Below are 16,758 nucleotides of genomic sequence, written 5' to 3' on the forward strand. Positions count from 1 at the left end.
GCAAAACCTCTGGAATAGAGTAGTTCAGGAGTAGGAGCGCAGTTTACTGGCAGTTTGACCGCGGCGCGACGTTATCGATCCCGAGGGAAATGTTATCAATCGCCAAAGCCCCACCCCTGCTCAATCGATCGATTCCAGGCGCAAGGCATCGCCCAGCAAACCCATGGCCGCCCCGAGGTCGTGGTCGCCGCCGAAGGTATGGCTCAGGCGCAAGTGTTGCGCGTGCAACCCTTGGAGGCTGAACAGCTCCCCTGGCGCAATCACCACCTGGTGCCTGAGCAGGCGCTGGAACACCCGACGCAAATCGACCTGACGCAGCGATTGCACCCAGATCGTCGCACCGCCCAAGGGTTCGACAAAGTGCAAGGCATCCCCCAGACGCTCCTGCAACAGTTGGGTCATGTGCACCTTGCGGTCCTTGAGCAGCCGGCGCAATACCAACAAGTGCTGATCGATTCGTCCATTGCTGTAAAGCCGTGCGATGGCTTTCTGGCGAATCGGTGACAACCGGAATGAACGTAACAGGAAATGCCGCTGCAGTTCGACGCTCAATTGCCGCGAGAGCAGATAACCATAAGGCGCTTCCGGCCCGATGGATTTTTCGAAGGTGGAGAAAACGATCAGCCGGTCCGGGTTCAGCAGATCGCGAAACCGCAGGCCGTCGGGCTCGAATGCGAGCTCGCCATAGCAGTCGTTCTCCAACACCCAACTGCCATGACGCTCCAGCAGTTCAGCGGTTGACTGCCTGTTGCTGTGGGAAGCCACGCTGCCGCGCGGCATGTTGAGGCCGGAAGAAAGCATGACCAGCCGCACCGGCTTGGTCTCCAGCAGTTGCTTGAGCTGCTCAAGGTCCAGGCCGCCATGGGGTTGCAGGGGCAACTCGATGACCTGGACGTCAGCGTCCTGGAGCAAGCGCAGGATCATCCAGTCGCAGGGCGATTCGACGACTACCATGGCATCTTTGAGACACAGTACAGCGATCAGTATTTCCAGGACACCACGCAAATCGGCGCCAATGTAGACGTTATCGGCGTGCCAGCAACGTGCCGGAGACGAGGTATAGCGTGCGGCCAGTGCGGCGCGCAGTTCCAGTTCGCCACAAGGTTGTGAAGTCGGTTGCGGCTGACGCGGATATTGACGCAGCAGTTCTCTTTCAAGCAGCAACAACGGGCTGTCCAAGGGCTGCAACAACGCCGGTTCATCCGCGCTCAACACCAACATCCCCGGTCGCCTGGCGTTCACATAGACCGTCTCGAGCAGGTCATTGCCGCTGCTGAGCGGGTGAATGGACGACACCGGCAGCGCGTAATAGCCGGATTTGGCGACCGAATACACCCGCCCTTCCTTTTCCAGCAGCGAATAGGCGTACTGAATCGTCGAAATCGATACGCTCAAACGGTCCGCCAATTGCCTTAATGAAGGGAGGCGGACCCGCGTGTCGCTGACGGGCTCGTTGATGAGGTTAGTCAGGTAACGGTACACCGCCTGATAGGCAAAGTCGGTTTCGCGGGGTCCTTTCATGGGTGATGACCAAGCACGCCACGCGCCGCGTGGGGTGGGTGGATGAGCGCGGTAACCCCGAGCATTTTCAACGACCCGTTGACCGTTCGCCATTTGCGGCGTTGCCCGCGTCGAGGTCCAGCGCAGGCTCATCCGCATTACCGACTGCCGGGCCCGGCCTTTCGCCCCTCGCAACCGGTCCCATCCGGTAAAGCGTGCCGATCAACTTGACGGTCAACCCGCTGACGTCGACCATCCATTGCAGCACCTGCTCGGGAGCCGACTTGCCCTGCATCGCCCGGTGCAGATCAGGCAACGCCACGAGCATACCGGGATGGCATTGGCGTAGAAAACGCTCAAGCGAGGCGCCGTTATCGACGAAGGGCGCGAACAGCAAGCACACCAGTTGAGCCTCACTCAAGCCCAGGCTTTTCTGGGCCTGCGCCGCTGCCAATGCACGCTGGTCGGACATTGTCGTCGGGTTAACGAACGTTTCCATTACCTGCTCGCAATAGCGCTCGGGAAGCTGTTTGCGACGCATCATGACCAAGGCCCGCTGTACGTAATCTGCGACGCCTGCTTCATAGGTGCGGCCATGAACAAAACACGCCTCCAGCCCCCGAACGTGCGCAGAAATCGTCAGGCTGACAAACTCGTTATCACTAAGCTGGGCCGCCAGTTCGTCAGGCTGAAACCCGAGGAAATCGGTGAGCAGCGGCCAGCGATCTTCCAGATTGCTGACCAGCATGTCGTGAATATCGATGAAGGTTGTGCGCCGACACGCTTCAAATGATTCGGCCGGCCGCCACTCAGCTTGCCCATGCTCAGAATAAAACTCGCGGTAGCAATCGCTGCCCAGTTCATCCAGTCGCGCGAACAGCTCCTCATAACCGGATTCAGGGTCATTCGATGCATTGAGGCCAGCCTTTTGCGCCGCACGGGTCAACCCATGCATGAACTGCTTTTGCTGACGAGGTGTATCGCTGCTGACCAACGCATCGACGCCTCGGTCCCAACGGCAGATTTGCCCATAAAACTCGCCCGCCGCCAGGTACCCGTCATCCCACAGGTCAAGCGGCCCGTTCCAGGTTCGCCGATGACCCACCATCAACAGATTGAGACGATTTGACTCGCGACCTGCATCGGAGACCGGCGCCAGATGGCTGAATGGCAGGACTTCCCGGTTATCGACCATCACCACTTCGACCCGAGGATCGTCGTAGAGAAACAGCGCACTGCAACTGTGATGGATGTTTTCAAGGGCCATCGGGCTTGCGCCATTCGTGCGCAAGGTCGCGACTCGCAGCTGGAACGTCGCAGGCGCCCGGCCAGCGATGCTCAATTGTGCGGCGCGCAGCAATGCCAGCGTGTAGCAACAGTCGCGGGTTCCGGACTGGATCGCCAACACCTTGTATTCGCCGATCCGCTCCATGCCACCCGCGGAGACCACCAGGCGCTGAATCATCAGCTGCAGTGCCGTGCGCTCGGCGCGTGAAAAAAAACTCAGCAATCGCTGCAATACTTGCTGATAAACATAGTTCATTGCCTGTTCATGGGTATGGGTCATCATTGTTTACCTGTTACGCATAGGTTCGATGTCACGCAAACAACTGTGTGCATTGCGCAAACGGCTGACTGACATGATTAAAGTGTTTCGATTGATATGAAATCCTAACACTTAGTTTTGAGTAATTATTTGAAATGAATCGAGCTTACTTGTGACCCTGTCCGCACACGCTGGCAGGAAAGCCCCGCAGGACAAGGGCCCTGCGACCACACGAGGGATCCTAGGAAATGTCCGACAGCGTCCCACAGACATGTAGCACGAGAAATAAAGAAAGAAGTCGCAATTAATTTTTCGGCAATTGATCGATAACACGCTATTTGTTGAGCTTGTATTACCGGAGTGCGAAGAAAAGTATCTGTCCAATACCCAGCCATAGCTCATTCCTTGAGATGAAAGTAATCATTCAATTATCGGGGCTTATAGGGTGATTAGAAGATACAGATTGAGAGCAAAAACCAGTTCAGTTGCTGAACTGACTCGTCGCAGGTTGAGGGGACGTCTCGGAATCTCGGAGGGGGAAATGCAAAAGTCCGTGCAAGCACGGACTTTTTTCAGTGGTGTTACGCCGGATCGACCTGGAGCGCAACCCGTTCGCGACACGGGCATTCATCCATGTAGCGGTGCGCCTCGACAAACTCGGAAAACGGAAAGACCCGAGTCTTGAGTGGCAGCAACACGCGGTCGGCGGTCAGCTGGTTGATGTCGCGCAAGGCACGTTGCAGTGCGACCTGATCCTGGATGATGCCCAGCTCCGGCTTGCCAGTGAAGTTGCCGATGCAGTGAACGAAGAACTGAATGTTCTTCTGGAACGCTGCGCAGGCCGGGAACGGCGTCTGGTTACCACCTTGCAGGCCGTACAGCACCAGGCTGCCACGAGGCGCGAGCACATCGCCGAGCAGTGACATCTGCGGACCGCCGAGGCCATCGAACACCACATCCACTCCGCGGTTGTCGGTGATTTTGTTGATCCGCATGAGCAGATCCTCTTCCTCGGTGACGATTACTTTCTCGGCACCCAGTGACAGCAGGTATTCACGTTCTTCAGCGGTCTTGGTGGCGGCAATTACCCGCACGCCCAATGCCTTTCCCAGTTGCACAAACGAAGGACCGGCACAGTGGCTCGCGTCAGTCACCAAGGCAAATTGCCCAGGTTTGACACGCGCCAGATCGACATAAGCGAAGTAGGCAATCAGCAGCGGCGTGTAATGCACGGCCGCTTCAATCGGGCTGAGCACGTCCGGATAACGGGTCAGTGCCGAGCGAGGCAGAACGATCTGCTCGCCGTAGACCGGATAGTCGTTGGGGCTTTCAGCCGGGAAGCTGGCGACCTTGTCACCGACTGCCAGGTCATCGACGCCCTCGCCGACTGCTGTCACGACGCCGGACATCTCATGGCCAAGGCCAGAAGGCAGACGAGCATGGGATGAGGCCAGGTTCTGGCGCCAGAGAATGTCGTACCAGCTGATGCCAATCGCCTCGACGCGCACCTGCACTTCGCCCGGCGCAGGGAGAGCGGCCGCATGCTCTTCGCATTTGAGCACCTCGGCTGGACCAAACTTGTGAAAACGGATCGTGCGGGACATCGCAAACCTCGTCAAAGAAACCTCTAATGCCCTGAACTCTATCTGGGCTTTCTACCCAAGACTATCAGTGGCTATTAATAGTCGACATGCCTGTCATTGATTCCGCAGCATCCATTGGATCAACGGTTATCGTAAAAATCCGGAGCATCCGTTCCAGGGAAACTGAATTATTCGGTGCAGAGTAGCAGCCTTTCCCCGTAATATTCATGCCGGCCATTGTTCTCATATGGCCGCTCTCGTCAAGCTTGATGACTCTGCCAGGACTCCAGATGAATCGTAATGACCTGCGTCGTGTCGACCTGAACCTGTTGATCGTTTTTGAAACATTGATGCACGAACGCAGTGTGACCCGTGCTGCGGAGAAATTGTTCCTCGGCCAGCCGGCCATCAGTGCGGCGCTCTCACGCCTGCGCGGGCTGTTCGATGATCCGTTATTCGTGCGCACCGGGCGCAGCATGGAGCCTTCCGCTCGCGCGGTGGAAATCTTCGCCCTGCTCTCTCCTGCCTTGGATTCGATTTCCACCGCGGTCAGCCGTGCGGCAGAATTCGACCCGGCGACCAGTACGGCGGTGTTCCGCATTGGCCTGTCGGACGATGTCGAGTTCGCGCTGTTGCCGATGCTGCTCAAGCGTTTGCGTGCGGAATCGCCGGGGATCGTATTGGTGGTGCGTCGGGCCAACTACATCCTGATGCCGAGCCTGTTGGCCTCGGGGGAGATTTCCATCGGCGTCAGCTACACCGCCGACCTGCCGGCCAACGCCAAGCGCAAAGTGCTACGCCGCAGCATGCCGAAGCTGTTGCGCGCCGATACGGTGCCGGGGCCATTGAGCCTGGATGACTTCTGCGCCCGCCCCCATGCGCTGGTGTCGTTTGCCGGTGACCTGAGCGGCTTTATAGATGAAGAACTGGAAAAGCTCGGGCGCAAACGTCATGTGGTGCTCGCGGTGCCGCAGTTCAACGGGCTCAGCACACTCATCAGCGGGACCGATATCGTCGCGACGGTGCCGGACTACACCGCTGAGGCGTTGACGGCAGCTGGCGGGGTGCGAGCTGAAGATCCGCCCTTGCCGGTGCGCAGCTTTGAATTGCACATGGCATGGCGTGGGTCGCAGGATAATGACCCGGGTGAACGTTGGTTGCGCTCCAGGATCCAGATGTTCTTCGGGGATCCGGATAGCCTGGCGTGATCCTGATCTTTTATTGGGGCTGATGGCCTCTTCGCGGGCAAGCCTCGCTCCTACAGGGATTTAATCAGCGCCACAATTCCCTGTGGGAGCGGGCTTGCCCGCGACTCGGTCTCAAGCCAATCCCTTGCATTCTGCGCAACATAGAATTGTCATCAATCCAATTGATCGCCGTCCAATGTAAGGCGCATGCTAGAGGGCTGGCTTCAGACTTATATCATTCCGAATGATAGTTACCTTTGCTTCATTCGATTCGTGCGATACCACCCCGCCGCTCATCATCCGCCCATCTCAATACATTGGCGGATGCATCCATGGAACAGTCACTCAAACATTTGCGCTTCCCATTGGCCATGTTGGCCGTACTGGTGATGAGCGCCTGCGGCAAGGCTCCGGAGTCTGCCGCTACCATGCCTGCGGCGAAAGTCAGCGTCGCCAAGGTCCTGGAACAACCGGTCAACGAGTGGGACGAATTCACCGGGCGCCTTGAAGCGCCAGAAACCGTAGAAATTCGTCCACGGGTCTCCGGCCAGATTGATGAAGTGGCCTTCACCGAAGGCGCACTGGTCAAGAAAGGTGACCTGCTGTTCCAGATTGACCCACGTCCCTTCCAGGCCGAGGTCCGCCGCCTCGAAGCACTGGTTGCCCAAGGCCGCGCCAACGCTACCCGCAGCGAAAACGAAGCCCAGCGTGGCGAACGCTTGCGCACCAGCAACGCGATCTCCGCCGAACTGGCCGATTCGCGCACCAGTGCAGCCCAGGAAGCCCGCGCCGCCGTCGGCGCTCTCCAGGCTCAACTGGACCTGGCCAAACTGAACCTGAGCTTCACCCGCGTCACCGCGCCTATCAGCGGTCGCGTCAGCCGTGCGGAAATCACCGCCGGCAACCTGGTGACCGCCGACACCACCGCGCTGACCAGCGTTGTTTCCACCGATAAGGTCTACGCCTACTTCGACGCCGACGAACGTGTGTTCCTCAAATACACCCAGCTCGCTCGCCAGGGCAAACGCGGTGCAACCACTCCGGTTTACCTCGGCCTGTCCAACGAAGACGGCAACCCGCACCAGGGGGTGATGAACTTCGTCGACAACCAGGTCAACCCGAAAACCGGCACCATCCGCGGTCGCGCGGTCTTTGACAATGCTGACGGACAGTACACCCCAGGCTTGTATGCCCGTTTGAAACTGGTCGGCAGCGGCACTTACTCCGCCGTGCTGATCAACGACGAAGCGGTCGGAACCGATCTGGGCAAGAAATTCGTGCTAGTGATGGATGCCGACAACAAGACGGCCTATCGCTCCGTCGAACTGGGGCCGAAGATCGAAGGCTTGCGCATCGTGCGCAGCGGCCTGAACAAGGATGACACCGTCATCGTCAAGGGTCTGCAACGGGTTCGCCCTGGCTCGCCGGTCACCCCTGAAGTGATCCCGATGGCCAGCGAACAAACCCTCGCGGCACTCGCACAACAACGACAAGCGCTGGAAGCCAGCAACCTGCCCCAAGTCGCACCTGCCAAGGTCGCGCCGGGTACGGTTGTGAAACTGGCTGCTGCGAATCCACGCGGTTAAGGGACGACAACTCCGATGAATTTTTCCCAATTCTTCATTTCACGGCCGATCTTCGCAGCGGTGCTTTCGCTGCTGATCCTGATCGCCGGTGCCATCTCGCTGTTCCAGTTGCCGATCAGCGAATACCCGGAAGTCGTGCCACCGACCGTTGTGGTCCGTGCGAACTTCCCCGGCGCCAACCCAAAAGTCATCGGTGAAACCGTGGCCGCTCCCTTGGAGCAAGCCATTACCGGCGTCGAGAACATGCTGTACATGTCCTCGCAGTCCACCGCTGACGGCAAGATCACCCTGACCATCACCTTCGCACTGGGCACTGACCTGGACAATGCACAGGTGCAGGTTCAAAACCGCGTGACCCGGACCGAGCCGAAACTTCCAGAAGAAGTGACGCGCATCGGTATCACCGTCGACAAGGCGTCGCCCGACCTGACCATGGTTGTGCACTTGACCTCGCCGGACAAACGCTACGACATGCTCTACCTGTCCAACTACGCCTTGCTCAACATCAAGGATGAGCTGGCGCGCCTGGGCGGTGTCGGTGACGTGCAACTGTTCGGTATGGGCGACTACTCGCTGCGGGTCTGGCTCGATCCGAACAAGACCGCTTCGCGCAACCTGACTGCCACCGATGTGGTAACCGCGATTCGTGAACAGAACCGTCAAGTCGCTGCCGGTGCACTGGGTGCGCCCCCTGCGCCGAATGCCACTGCGTTCCAGCTGTCGGTCAACACTCAGGGCCGTCTGGTTTCTGAAGAAGAGTTCGAGAACATCATCATTCGCTCCGGCGACAACGGTGAAATCACGCGCCTGAAAGACATCGCTCGCGTTGAGCTGGGCTCCAGCCAATACGCATTGCGCTCGCTGCTGAACAACCAGCCTGCGGTGGCGATCCCGATCTTCCAGCGCCCTGGCTCCAACGCGATCGAGATCTCCAACGAAGTTCGCGACAAGATGGCCGAACTGAAGAAAAACTTCCCGGAAGGCATGGATTTCAGCATCGTCTATGACCCGACGATCTTCGTGCGCGGCTCCATCGAGGCGGTGGTCCACACCCTCTTCGAAGCGCTGATTCTCGTTGTTCTGGTGGTGATCCTGTTCCTGCAAACCTGGCGTGCCTCGATCATTCCGTTGGTGGCGGTGCCGGTTTCGCTGATCGGTACGTTTGCGGTGATGCACCTGTTCGGCTTCTCGCTGAACGCCCTGTCACTGTTTGGCCTGGTATTGGCCATCGGTATCGTGGTGGACGACGCCATCGTGGTGGTGGAGAACGTGGAAAGGCACATCGAGCTGGGAGAAACGCCCGTAGAAGCCACCAAGAAAGCCATGCGAGAGGTGACCGGGCCGATCATCGCGACGGCGCTGGTGCTGTGTGCGGTATTTATCCCGGCGGCGTTCATTTCCGGACTCACCGGCCAGTTCTACAAACAGTTTGCCCTGACCATTGCCATCTCGACCGTGATCTCGGCGTTCAACTCGCTGACACTGTCCCCTGCCCTGGCCGCCGTGCTGCTCAAGAGCCACCATGCGCCGAAAGATGGCTTTACCAAAGTGCTTGATAAACTGTTGGGCGGCTGGCTTTTCCGTCCGTTCAACCGGTTCTTCGAGCGCGCCAGCCATGGTTATGTCGGCACCGTAGCCCGGGTTATCCGCAGCAGCGGTATTGCCCTGCTGTTGTACGCAGGCCTGATGGTGCTGACCTTCTTCGGTTTCGCCCACACCCCGACCGGCTTCGTACCCGGCCAGGACAAGCAATACCTGGTGGCCTTCGCGCAACTGCCGGACGCTTCGAGCCTTGACCGCACCGAAGACGTGATCAAACGCATGTCCGACCTGGCCCTGAAACAGCCTGGCGTGGAAAGTGCGGTAGCGTTCCCGGGCCTGTCGATCAACGGTTTCACCAACAGCCCGAATGCCGGCATCGTGTTCGTGACCCTGAAACCGTTCGACGAGCGCAAAGACCCGAGCATGTCGGCCGGTGCGATTGCCGGTGCATTGAACGGCCAGTTCGCCGGAATCCAGGAAGCCTACATGGCGATCTTCCCGCCGCCGCCGGTACAAGGCCTGGGCACCATCGGCGGTTTCCGCCTGCAGATCGAAGACCGGGGCAACCTGGGCTACGACGAGCTGTACAAAGAAACCATGAACATCATCACCAAGAGCCACAACGTGCCGGAACTGGCGGCGCTATTCACCAGCTACACCGTGAACGTGCCGCAGGTCGATGCCGCCATCGACCGTGAAAAAGCCAAGACCCACGGCGTGGCCGTCAGCGACATCTTCGACACCCTGCAGATCTACCTGGGTTCGCTGTACGCCAACGACTTCAACCGCTTCGGTCGCACCTATCAGGTCAACGTCCAGGCTGAACAGCAGTTCCGTCTCGAACCGGACCAGATCGGTCAGCTGAAAGTGCGTAACAACAGAGGCGAGATGATCCCGCTGGCGACCTTCATCAAGGTCAGCGACACCTCGGGCCCGGACCGCGTGATGCACTACAACGGCTTCATCACCGCTGAAATCAACGGTGCGGCAGCCCCAGGCTACAGCTCCGGCCAGGCTCAGGCAGCGATCGAGAAACTGCTCAAGGAAGAACTTCCAAACGGCATGACCTACGAGTGGACCGACCTGACCTACCAGCAGATTCTGTCCGGCAACACCGCGCTGTTCGTGTTCCCGCTCTGCGTATTGCTGGCGTTCCTGGTGCTCGCGGCCCAATACGAAAGCTGGAGCCTGCCACTGGCGGTGATCCTGATCGTACCGATGACCCTGCTGTCGGCCATCATCGGTGTGATTGCTTCGGGAGGCGACAACAACATCTTCACCCAGATCGGCTTGATCGTATTGGTGGGACTTGCGTGTAAGAACGCGATTCTGATCGTCGAGTTTGCCAAGGATAAACAGCAGGACGAAGGTCTCAGCCCGCTGGCTGCGGTACTGGAAGCATGCCGTCTGCGTCTGCGTCCGATCCTGATGACCTCCTTCGCGTTCATCATGGGTGTTGTGCCTCTGGTCTTCTCCAGCGGTGCCGGTGCCGAAATGCGTCACGCCATGGGTGTGGCGGTGTTCTCCGGGATGCTCGGGGTGACCTTCTTCGGTCTGTTGCTGACACCCGTGTTCTACGTATTGATTCGTAACTTTGTGGAGCGCGGTGAAAAGCGCAAAGCGGCCAAGGTCCTCAAACTGGAGGCGCAACAATGAGCCTGAAAGCCTTCCTGCCGAGCCTTCTGGTACTGGCCTTGAGTGCCTGTGCCGTCGGCCCGGACTACAAGACACCCGCCACAGAGCCGGCCAACATCACCACTGCCACTGACGGCGCTGCCGGCCAGAAAAACTTCGACCGCTCGCGTTTCGAAGGCATCTGGTGGCAGCAGTTCGAAGACCCGACCCTCAACCAGTTGGTGACTCAATCGCTGCAAGGTAACCGTGATCTGCGCGTGGCCTTCGCCCGCTGGAAAGCGGCCCGGGCGATTCGCGATGACGTCAGCAATGACGCCATGCCCACCATCACCAGCCGCGCCAGCAGTGACTTGGGCAAGGGTCAGATCCCGGGCCAGACCACCAAACGGGTCAACAGCGAACGTTACGACCTCGGCCTGGACATGGCGTGGGAGATCGACCTGTTTGGGCGTATCCAGCGCAACCTCGAGTCCGCCGATGCCGAACAGCAGGCGCTCGAAGCCGATCTGTACCAACTGCAAGTCACCATGATTGCCGAACTGGTGGATTCTTATGGCCAATTGCGCGGCGCACAGTTGCGCGAAAAGATTGCCCTGGCCAACCTGAACAACCAGCAGGAGTCGCGCAAGATCACCGAAAGCCTGCGTGATGCCGGCGTCGGCGATCAACTGGACGTCGAGCGTGCCGATGCACGCCTGGCCTCGGTCGAAGCCAGCGTGCCGCAGTTACAGGCCGAACAGGTTCGGCAGAAAAACCGTATCGCCACCCTGCTGGGCGAGCGTCCGGACAAGCTGACTGTCGACTTGAGTCCAAAAGACTTGCCGGCGATTGCCAAAGCATTGCCGATCGGTGACCCGGGGCAGTTGCTGCAACGTCGTCCGGACATCCTCAGCGCCGAGCGCAAACTGGCCTCCTCCACCGCCCGTATAGGCGTGGCCAAGGCTGATCTGTTCCCTCGGGTCAGCCTCAGCGGCTTCCTTGGTTTTACCGCCGGCCGTGGTTCGCAGATCGGTTCTGCGGCGGCCAATGCCTGGGCGCTCGGCCCGAGCATTACGTGGGCTGCGTTTGACCTGGGTAGCGTGCGAGCCCGTCTGCGCGGCGCCGATGCCGATGCCGAAGGCGCGCTGGCGACTTACGAACAGCAAGTGCTGCTGGCGCTGGAAGAATCGGAAAACGCATTCAGCGACTACGGTAAACGTCAGCAACGGCTGATCTCGCTGATCCGTCAAAGCGAAGCGAGCCGCGCCGCCGCAGACCTGGCGCAAATCCGCTACCGCGAAGGCACCGTGGACTTCCTCGTCCTGCTGGATGCCCAACGTGAGCGTCTGGCGGCTGAAGATACCCAGGCCTCGGCGGAAACCGATCTTTATCGCGGCATTGTCGCGATCTACAAAGCCCTTGGCGGTGGCTGGCAACCAGAGACGGTCGCCAGCAAGTAATTTTTAAAGAGCTCCTTTGGTTGGCCGCAACCAACCAACTTTTTAGCCCTGCGCCTCATTCGGTCGCGGGGCTTTTTTTTGCTTTTTCAGAAGACAATGTGAGCCCGTTGCCATAGCAGGGATCAGGGTCGGTTTTGAGCCCGGGGTTGATCATCGCCTTGAAGTACTGGAGCAGCGGTTGCATGGGAACACTCTTCGAGCCATCTCCAGCAAGCGTAGTCACTGCTTCAGGGCTTCGACGGGTTTCAACGTCGACGTGACTTGTAGGCAAAATCGCCGGCATCGGACTGAGTCAGGGTTTGACTCACACGCCTACCTGACCGAAGCTGACAGCTTTGCAAAAGCTGCCAGCCCCGGATTCCTGCATGCCCCAGTCCCGCCGCTACTTGCTCATCAGCCTCTGTGTCCTGTTCGCCATTGCTCTTGCCTGGTTTTTCCTGCGCAGCACGACGCCCGTGGTGCCGGAAGCCATCAAGCGCGGCTACAGCGAAGCGTTGACCCAGGCGCGCGCCGGGCAACCGGGGGCCGCACGGGTGCTCTACCAGCAGCTGGGTCGCCCTGACCTGTCGCCCAAGCGCCGTGTCTGGCTGCATGCCGAACTGCCGAACTACCCGAGCCCGCAAGCCTTGAAACTGGCGGATGCAGACCTGCAAAACCCGTCGGCCGACGTGCGCATCGCCGCCATCAAAAGCATTGGCGGACTGGTGCCCAGTGGGCAGCGCAGTTTGCTGATCGGACCATTACTCGACGACAGCGAACAAAGCGTCCGGTCTGCCGCGATCAACGCGCTGCTGGGTTTATCGCCGGATGACCTGGGCTTGTATTTCGGGCCGTTGCAGCAAGCCATCGATGCCTGGGAACGGGACCTGAAAAGTCTCCCGGAAAGCGCCGAAACCCAATACCAGCTGGCCCGTCTGCACTTGCACAATGCCGAACTGAAAGATGCGCAGCAGGCGCTGGAACGCACGCTGCAACTGGAGCCGGGCAATCTGCCTGCGTTGGTGATGCAGATTGAAGTGCTGGATAAACAAGGCCAAAGCGACGCAGCCCGGCAATTGCTGGCGAAACAGTTGAAGGCTCAACCCGACTCTGCCTACCTGCAACATGCCCTGGGGCTTTGGTTGCTGCATCACGGGCAAAGTGAATTTGCCCTGCTTGGGCTGTCCAAAGCGGTCGAGATCGAGCCGAACAACAAGGATTACCGCTACGACCTTGCGACTACGTTGCACGGCGAGCAAGAGCTGGAAGCGGCGCAAAAACAGTTGCAGGAAATCGTCCAGCGCCATCCGGCGGATCGCAAGGCGCGTGTGCTGCTCATCAACTACTGGAAAGAAAGCGGACAATTGCAGAACGTGCAGATCCTTCTGGCGCAGCTGGAACAACTCAATCCAGACGATCCTGCATTGCAGCAGGGTTTATAACGCCACTGATATCACACCGGCAAAAAGGTTGAACCGTCGCCACGGCAAAAGGTCAAGTGAACAGGCAGTCCATTCAGGCACTTCAGGCCTGCTGCCTCGCTTCCCCTAGTCATGAGAGGGTTTTTTTTGTCTACATCTAACGAGTTGTTCAGTGCAAAAGCCGCCACCGGCATCGACGGTCTGGATGACATCCTGGCCGGTGGATTGTCCCGCGGCCATGTGTTTTTGCTGGAGGGTGAACCCGGAACCGGCAAAACCACCGTCGCTTTGCATTTCCTGTTGGCCGGCGCCCGTGCCGGCGAGCGCTCGTTGTACATCACGCTTTCAGAAACCGAGCGCGAACTGCGCCAAGGGGCGTTGTCCCACGGTTGGGAGCTGGATGAAAACATCCACATCTTCGAACTGACACCGCCAGAAAGCCTGCTCAATGCCGAACATCAGCAGAGTCTGCTGTACTCCTCGGACCTTGAACTGGGCGAAGCAACCAAACAGATTTTCGAAGTGGTCGAACGGGTCAAGCCGACCCGAGTGGTCCTCGACAGCCTTTCCGAAATCCGTTTGCTCGCCCAGAGTTCCCTGCGATATCGCCGGCAGATTCTGGCGATCAAGCACTACTTCGTGCGCTACGACGCGACCGTGCTGCTGCTCGATGACCTGACCACCGAATCCCTCGATAAAACCGTGCACAGCGTGGCGCACGGCGTGGTTCGCCTGGAAGAACTGACGCCCAACTACGGCGCCGAACGCCGGCGCATACGTGTCGTGAAGTATCGCGGTCAAAAGTACCGTGGCGGCTTCCATGACTTCACGATCATGGGCGACGGTGTGCACGTCTTCCCTCGTCTGGTCGCCGCTGAACACCGCGGCGGTTATATCCGCCAGCAGTTGACCAGCGGCATCAAGGAAATGGACGCCCTGCTCGGCGGCGGCATCGAGACCGGTTCGAGCACGCTGATTCTCGGCCCGGCCGGTACCGGCAAGTCGCTGATCTCGATGATCTTCGCCGCCGCGGCCGTCGCCCGGGGTGAGAAAGCCGCGCTGTTTATCTTCGATGAAGAGCTGGGACTGCTGTTCGAGCGCATGAAAAACATGGGCATCGACCTGCAGGCGCTGCAAGACACCGGCAACCTGCTGATCGAGCAAGTCGACGCCGCCGAACTGTCCCCCGGCGAGTTCTCGCACCGGGTTCGTCGTTGCGTCGATGAGCGCAACATCAAAACGGTGGTGATCGACAGCATCAACGGCTATCAGGCCGCAATGCCCGAGGAAAACGCGCTGGTGCTGCACATGCACGAGTTGCTGCTGTACCTCAATCGCCGAGGCGCCGCGACGTTCATGACCGTGGCCCAACATGGGCTGGTCGGGGACATGCAGGCCCCGGTCGACATTACTTATCTGGCTGACACGGTGATTCTGTTGCGCTACTTCGAAGCGGTAGGCAAGGTTCGCCGGGCCATTTCAATTATCAAGAAACGCACCGGCAGCCACGAATCGACCATTCGCGAATACCGCATCGGCAGCGCAGGCATGACCATCGGCGAGCCTTTGGATGCATTCCAGGGTGTATTGCGCGGCGTTCCAACCTATCTGGGTGCCAGCCAGCCACTGCTCAAGGATGATGAACGGTGAGCGTTGTCGAGGCGATGTCCGAGCGCGCGCTTATTCTCGCGCCGCTGGGACGTGACAGCCAGATTGCACTGATGATGCTTAACGAGGCGGGATTCGAAGGTCTTGTGACACGGGATCTGGTCACGCTGTGCAGCGAGCTGGCACAAGGTGCCGGCCTGTTGTTGATTTCTTCGGAAGCCTTGCTGGGTTGCGACCTCGAACCGCTGCTGGGCTTGATCGAGGAACAACCGGCCTGGTCAGACCTGCCGATCGTACTGTTGACCCACCACGGCGGGCCGGAACAAAACCCCGCGTCACGTCTCGGACCGCAATTGGGCAACGTGACCTTCCTCGAGCGCCCGTTTCATCCGGTCACATTGATCAGCCTGGTCACTACCGCATTGCGTGGGCGACGACGGCAGTATGAAGCCAGGGACCGGTTGATTGACCTGAGCCAAAGCGAACTGCGTCTGCAAAATACGCTGGAAACCCTCGAACAACAGGTCGAGGAACGTACCGCCCAACTGCGTCATAACGAAGAAGCCCTCAGACAGTCGCAGAAAATGGAGGCTGTCGGCCAACTCACCGGTGGTATCGCCCACGACTTCAACAACATGTTGACCGGCATCATCGGCAGCCTCGAGTTGCTACGTCGACGCCTGGCCCGAGGTCGCACCGATGACCTGGACGGCCTGATCGATCTGGGGGTGACCTCGGCCAATCGCGCGGCCGGTCTGACCCATCGTCTGCTGGCGTTTTCCCGACGCCAGTCGCTGGATTCAAAACCCGTGAATATGAATACCCTGGTGGTGTCCATGGGCGAACTCCTGCAGCGCAGCATCAACGAAAGCATTCAGCTGGACATGCAGTTGAGCGAGGACTTGTGGGTGGCCGAGGCCGATCCCAACCAGCTCGAAAGCGCCCTCCTCAACCTGGTGCTGAACGCCCGCGACGCCATGCCCGAAGGCGGGAAACTGGTGGTCAACACCTCGAATCAGCATCTGGACAAAGGTTTCACGCAGGTTCACAGCAACCTGCAACCGGGTGATTACGTCGTGCTGCGCGTGACCGACACTGGCTGCGGCATGCCGGAAGGCACCATCACCAGAGCCTTTGATCCGTTCTTCACGACCAAACCGATCGGCCAGGGCACCGGTTTGGGCTTGTCGATGATTTACGGTTTCAGCAAGCAATCCCACGGCCACGTCACCATCGAGAGTGAAGTGGGCAACGGTACGACGGTGAGCCTGTATCTTCCGCGCTACAACGGTGCGCTAGTCGAGGACACGCTGATCGACATCGCACACGCGCCTCATGCTCAGGACGGAGAAACCGTGCTGATCGTTGAGGATGATCCGGCGGTACGGGTGTTGGTCAGCGCGGTACTGAGTGAGTTGGGCTACGCCTTCGTCGAAGCAGGCGATGCCGACAGCGCGGTGCCGATTCTCGATTCCGGCCAGCGTATCGATTTGTTGATCAGCGATGTGGGATTGCCAGGGATGAATGGCCGGCAACTGGCGGAAATCGGTCGGCAGTACCGGCCTGATCTGAAAGTATTGTTCATTACCGGTTATGCCGAACACGCGGCAGTGCGCGGTGGATTCCTTGACCCGGGCATGCAGATGATCACTAAGCCGTTCACCTTCGACCTGTTGACGGCCAAGGTGCGGGAGATGATCCGAATCTGAAAGCCCCCATGACGGGGGCTTCG

At 59.2% G+C, this 16,758-nt stretch carries 11 protein-coding genes; 7 read left to right on the forward strand and 4 right to left on the reverse strand.

The annotated features are described in order from the left end of the window. Nucleotides 1–120 precede the first annotated feature (120 nt). The 3 genes from AC1ROI_RS01160 to AC1ROI_RS01170 form a co-directional block, all read right to left on the reverse strand. Nucleotides 121–1,521: an aminotransferase-like domain-containing protein gene (locus AC1ROI_RS01160; RefSeq protein ID WP_102593492.1), complete on the reverse strand. Its 1,401-nt coding sequence runs from the start codon at nt 1,519–1,521 to the stop codon at nt 121–123. Between the two features lie 67 nt (nt 1,522–1,588). Beyond that, nucleotides 1,589–3,067 (reverse strand): hypothetical protein, encoded by a 1,479-nt coding sequence (locus AC1ROI_RS01165; protein ID WP_102593493.1) that lies wholly within the window; start codon nt 3,065–3,067, stop codon nt 1,589–1,591. A gap of 560 nt (nt 3,068–3,627) precedes the next feature. After that, nucleotides 3,628–4,650 (reverse strand): zinc-dependent alcohol dehydrogenase family protein, encoded by a 1,023-nt coding sequence (locus AC1ROI_RS01170; RefSeq protein ID WP_010460426.1) that lies wholly within the window; start codon nt 4,648–4,650, stop codon nt 3,628–3,630. A gap of 269 nt (nt 4,651–4,919) precedes the next feature. Here AC1ROI_RS01170 and AC1ROI_RS01175 point away from each other — a divergent pair, with 269 nt between their 5' ends. The 4 genes from AC1ROI_RS01175 to AC1ROI_RS01190 all read left to right on the forward strand — a co-directional run bounded on the left by AC1ROI_RS01175 (nt 4,920) and on the right by AC1ROI_RS01190 (nt 12,018). Then, entirely contained in the window at nt 4,920–5,837 is a 918-nt protein-coding gene (locus AC1ROI_RS01175; protein ID WP_008156370.1) for a LysR family transcriptional regulator, read from the forward strand. 311 nt (nt 5,838–6,148) lie between these two features. After that, nucleotides 6,149–7,402 (forward strand): multidrug efflux RND transporter periplasmic adaptor subunit MexE, encoded by a 1,254-nt coding sequence (gene mexE / locus AC1ROI_RS01180; protein WP_102593494.1) that lies wholly within the window; start codon nt 6,149–6,151, stop codon nt 7,400–7,402. Between the two features lie 15 nt (nt 7,403–7,417). After that, nucleotides 7,418–10,600, forward strand: coding sequence for an efflux RND transporter permease subunit (locus AC1ROI_RS01185; protein ID WP_102593495.1), 3,183 nt, complete (start codon nt 7,418–7,420; stop codon nt 10,598–10,600). Continuing rightward, nucleotides 10,597–12,018: an efflux transporter outer membrane subunit gene (locus tag AC1ROI_RS01190; RefSeq protein WP_010460436.1), complete on the forward strand. Its 1,422-nt coding sequence runs from the start codon at nt 10,597–10,599 to the stop codon at nt 12,016–12,018. The genes AC1ROI_RS01185 and AC1ROI_RS01190 overlap by 4 nt, the downstream gene beginning before the upstream one ends. 55 nt (nt 12,019–12,073) lie before the next feature. Here the strand turns inward: AC1ROI_RS01190 and AC1ROI_RS01195 are convergent, their stop codons facing one another. Next, nucleotides 12,074–12,202, reverse strand: a complete 129-nt coding sequence (locus AC1ROI_RS01195; protein ID WP_256577972.1) for a hypothetical protein — start codon at nt 12,200–12,202, stop codon at nt 12,074–12,076. A 181-nt stretch (nt 12,203–12,383) separates the two neighbouring features. Here AC1ROI_RS01195 and AC1ROI_RS01200 point away from each other — a divergent pair, with 181 nt between their 5' ends. The 3 genes from AC1ROI_RS01200 to AC1ROI_RS01210 all read left to right on the forward strand — a co-directional run bounded on the left by AC1ROI_RS01200 (nt 12,384) and on the right by AC1ROI_RS01210 (nt 16,735). Beyond that, nucleotides 12,384–13,439, forward strand: a complete 1,056-nt coding sequence (locus tag AC1ROI_RS01200) for a tetratricopeptide repeat protein (protein ID WP_010460438.1) — start codon at nt 12,384–12,386, stop codon at nt 13,437–13,439. Between the two features lie 126 nt (nt 13,440–13,565). Further along, nucleotides 13,566–15,068: an ATPase domain-containing protein gene (locus AC1ROI_RS01205; protein WP_010460440.1), complete on the forward strand. Its 1,503-nt coding sequence runs from the start codon at nt 13,566–13,568 to the stop codon at nt 15,066–15,068. 14 nt (nt 15,069–15,082) lie between these two features. Beyond that, a complete protein-coding gene (locus AC1ROI_RS01210; protein ID WP_186353662.1) occupies nt 15,083–16,735 on the forward strand; it encodes an ATP-binding protein in 1,653 nt (550 codons plus the stop codon). The last annotated feature ends 23 nt before the right edge of the window (nt 16,736–16,758 follow it).

It is taken from the genome of Pseudomonas sp. GW823-FHT02C02 (genome assembly GCF_058797635.1).

Excerpts from the sequence above, each read along its gene's own strand:
- AC1ROI_RS01160 (WP_102593492.1), bottom strand. The coding sequence starts at position 1,521 with ATGAAAGGACCCCGCGAAACCGACTTTGCCTATCAGGCGGTGTACCGT.
- AC1ROI_RS01210 (WP_186353662.1), top strand. The coding sequence starts at position 15,083 with ATGTCCGAGCGCGCGCTTATTCTCGCGCCGCTGGGACGTGACAGCCAG.
- AC1ROI_RS01190 (WP_010460436.1), top strand. The coding sequence starts at position 10,597 with ATGAGCCTGAAAGCCTTCCTGCCGAGCCTTCTGGTACTGGCCTTGAGT.
- AC1ROI_RS01200 (WP_010460438.1), top strand. The coding sequence starts at position 12,384 with ATGCCCCAGTCCCGCCGCTACTTGCTCATCAGCCTCTGTGTCCTGTTC.
- AC1ROI_RS01175 (WP_008156370.1), top strand. The coding sequence starts at position 4,920 with ATGAATCGTAATGACCTGCGTCGTGTCGACCTGAACCTGTTGATCGTT.
- AC1ROI_RS01185 (WP_102593495.1), top strand. The coding sequence starts at position 7,418 with ATGAATTTTTCCCAATTCTTCATTTCACGGCCGATCTTCGCAGCGGTG.
- AC1ROI_RS01170 (WP_010460426.1), bottom strand. The coding sequence starts at position 4,650 with ATGTCCCGCACGATCCGTTTTCACAAGTTTGGTCCAGCCGAGGTGCTC.
- AC1ROI_RS01165 (WP_102593493.1), bottom strand. The coding sequence starts at position 3,067 with ATGACCCATACCCATGAACAGGCAATGAACTATGTTTATCAGCAAGTA.
- AC1ROI_RS01195 (WP_256577972.1), bottom strand. The coding sequence starts at position 12,202 with ATGCAACCGCTGCTCCAGTACTTCAAGGCGATGATCAACCCCGGGCTC.
- mexE (WP_102593494.1), top strand. The coding sequence starts at position 6,149 with ATGGAACAGTCACTCAAACATTTGCGCTTCCCATTGGCCATGTTGGCC.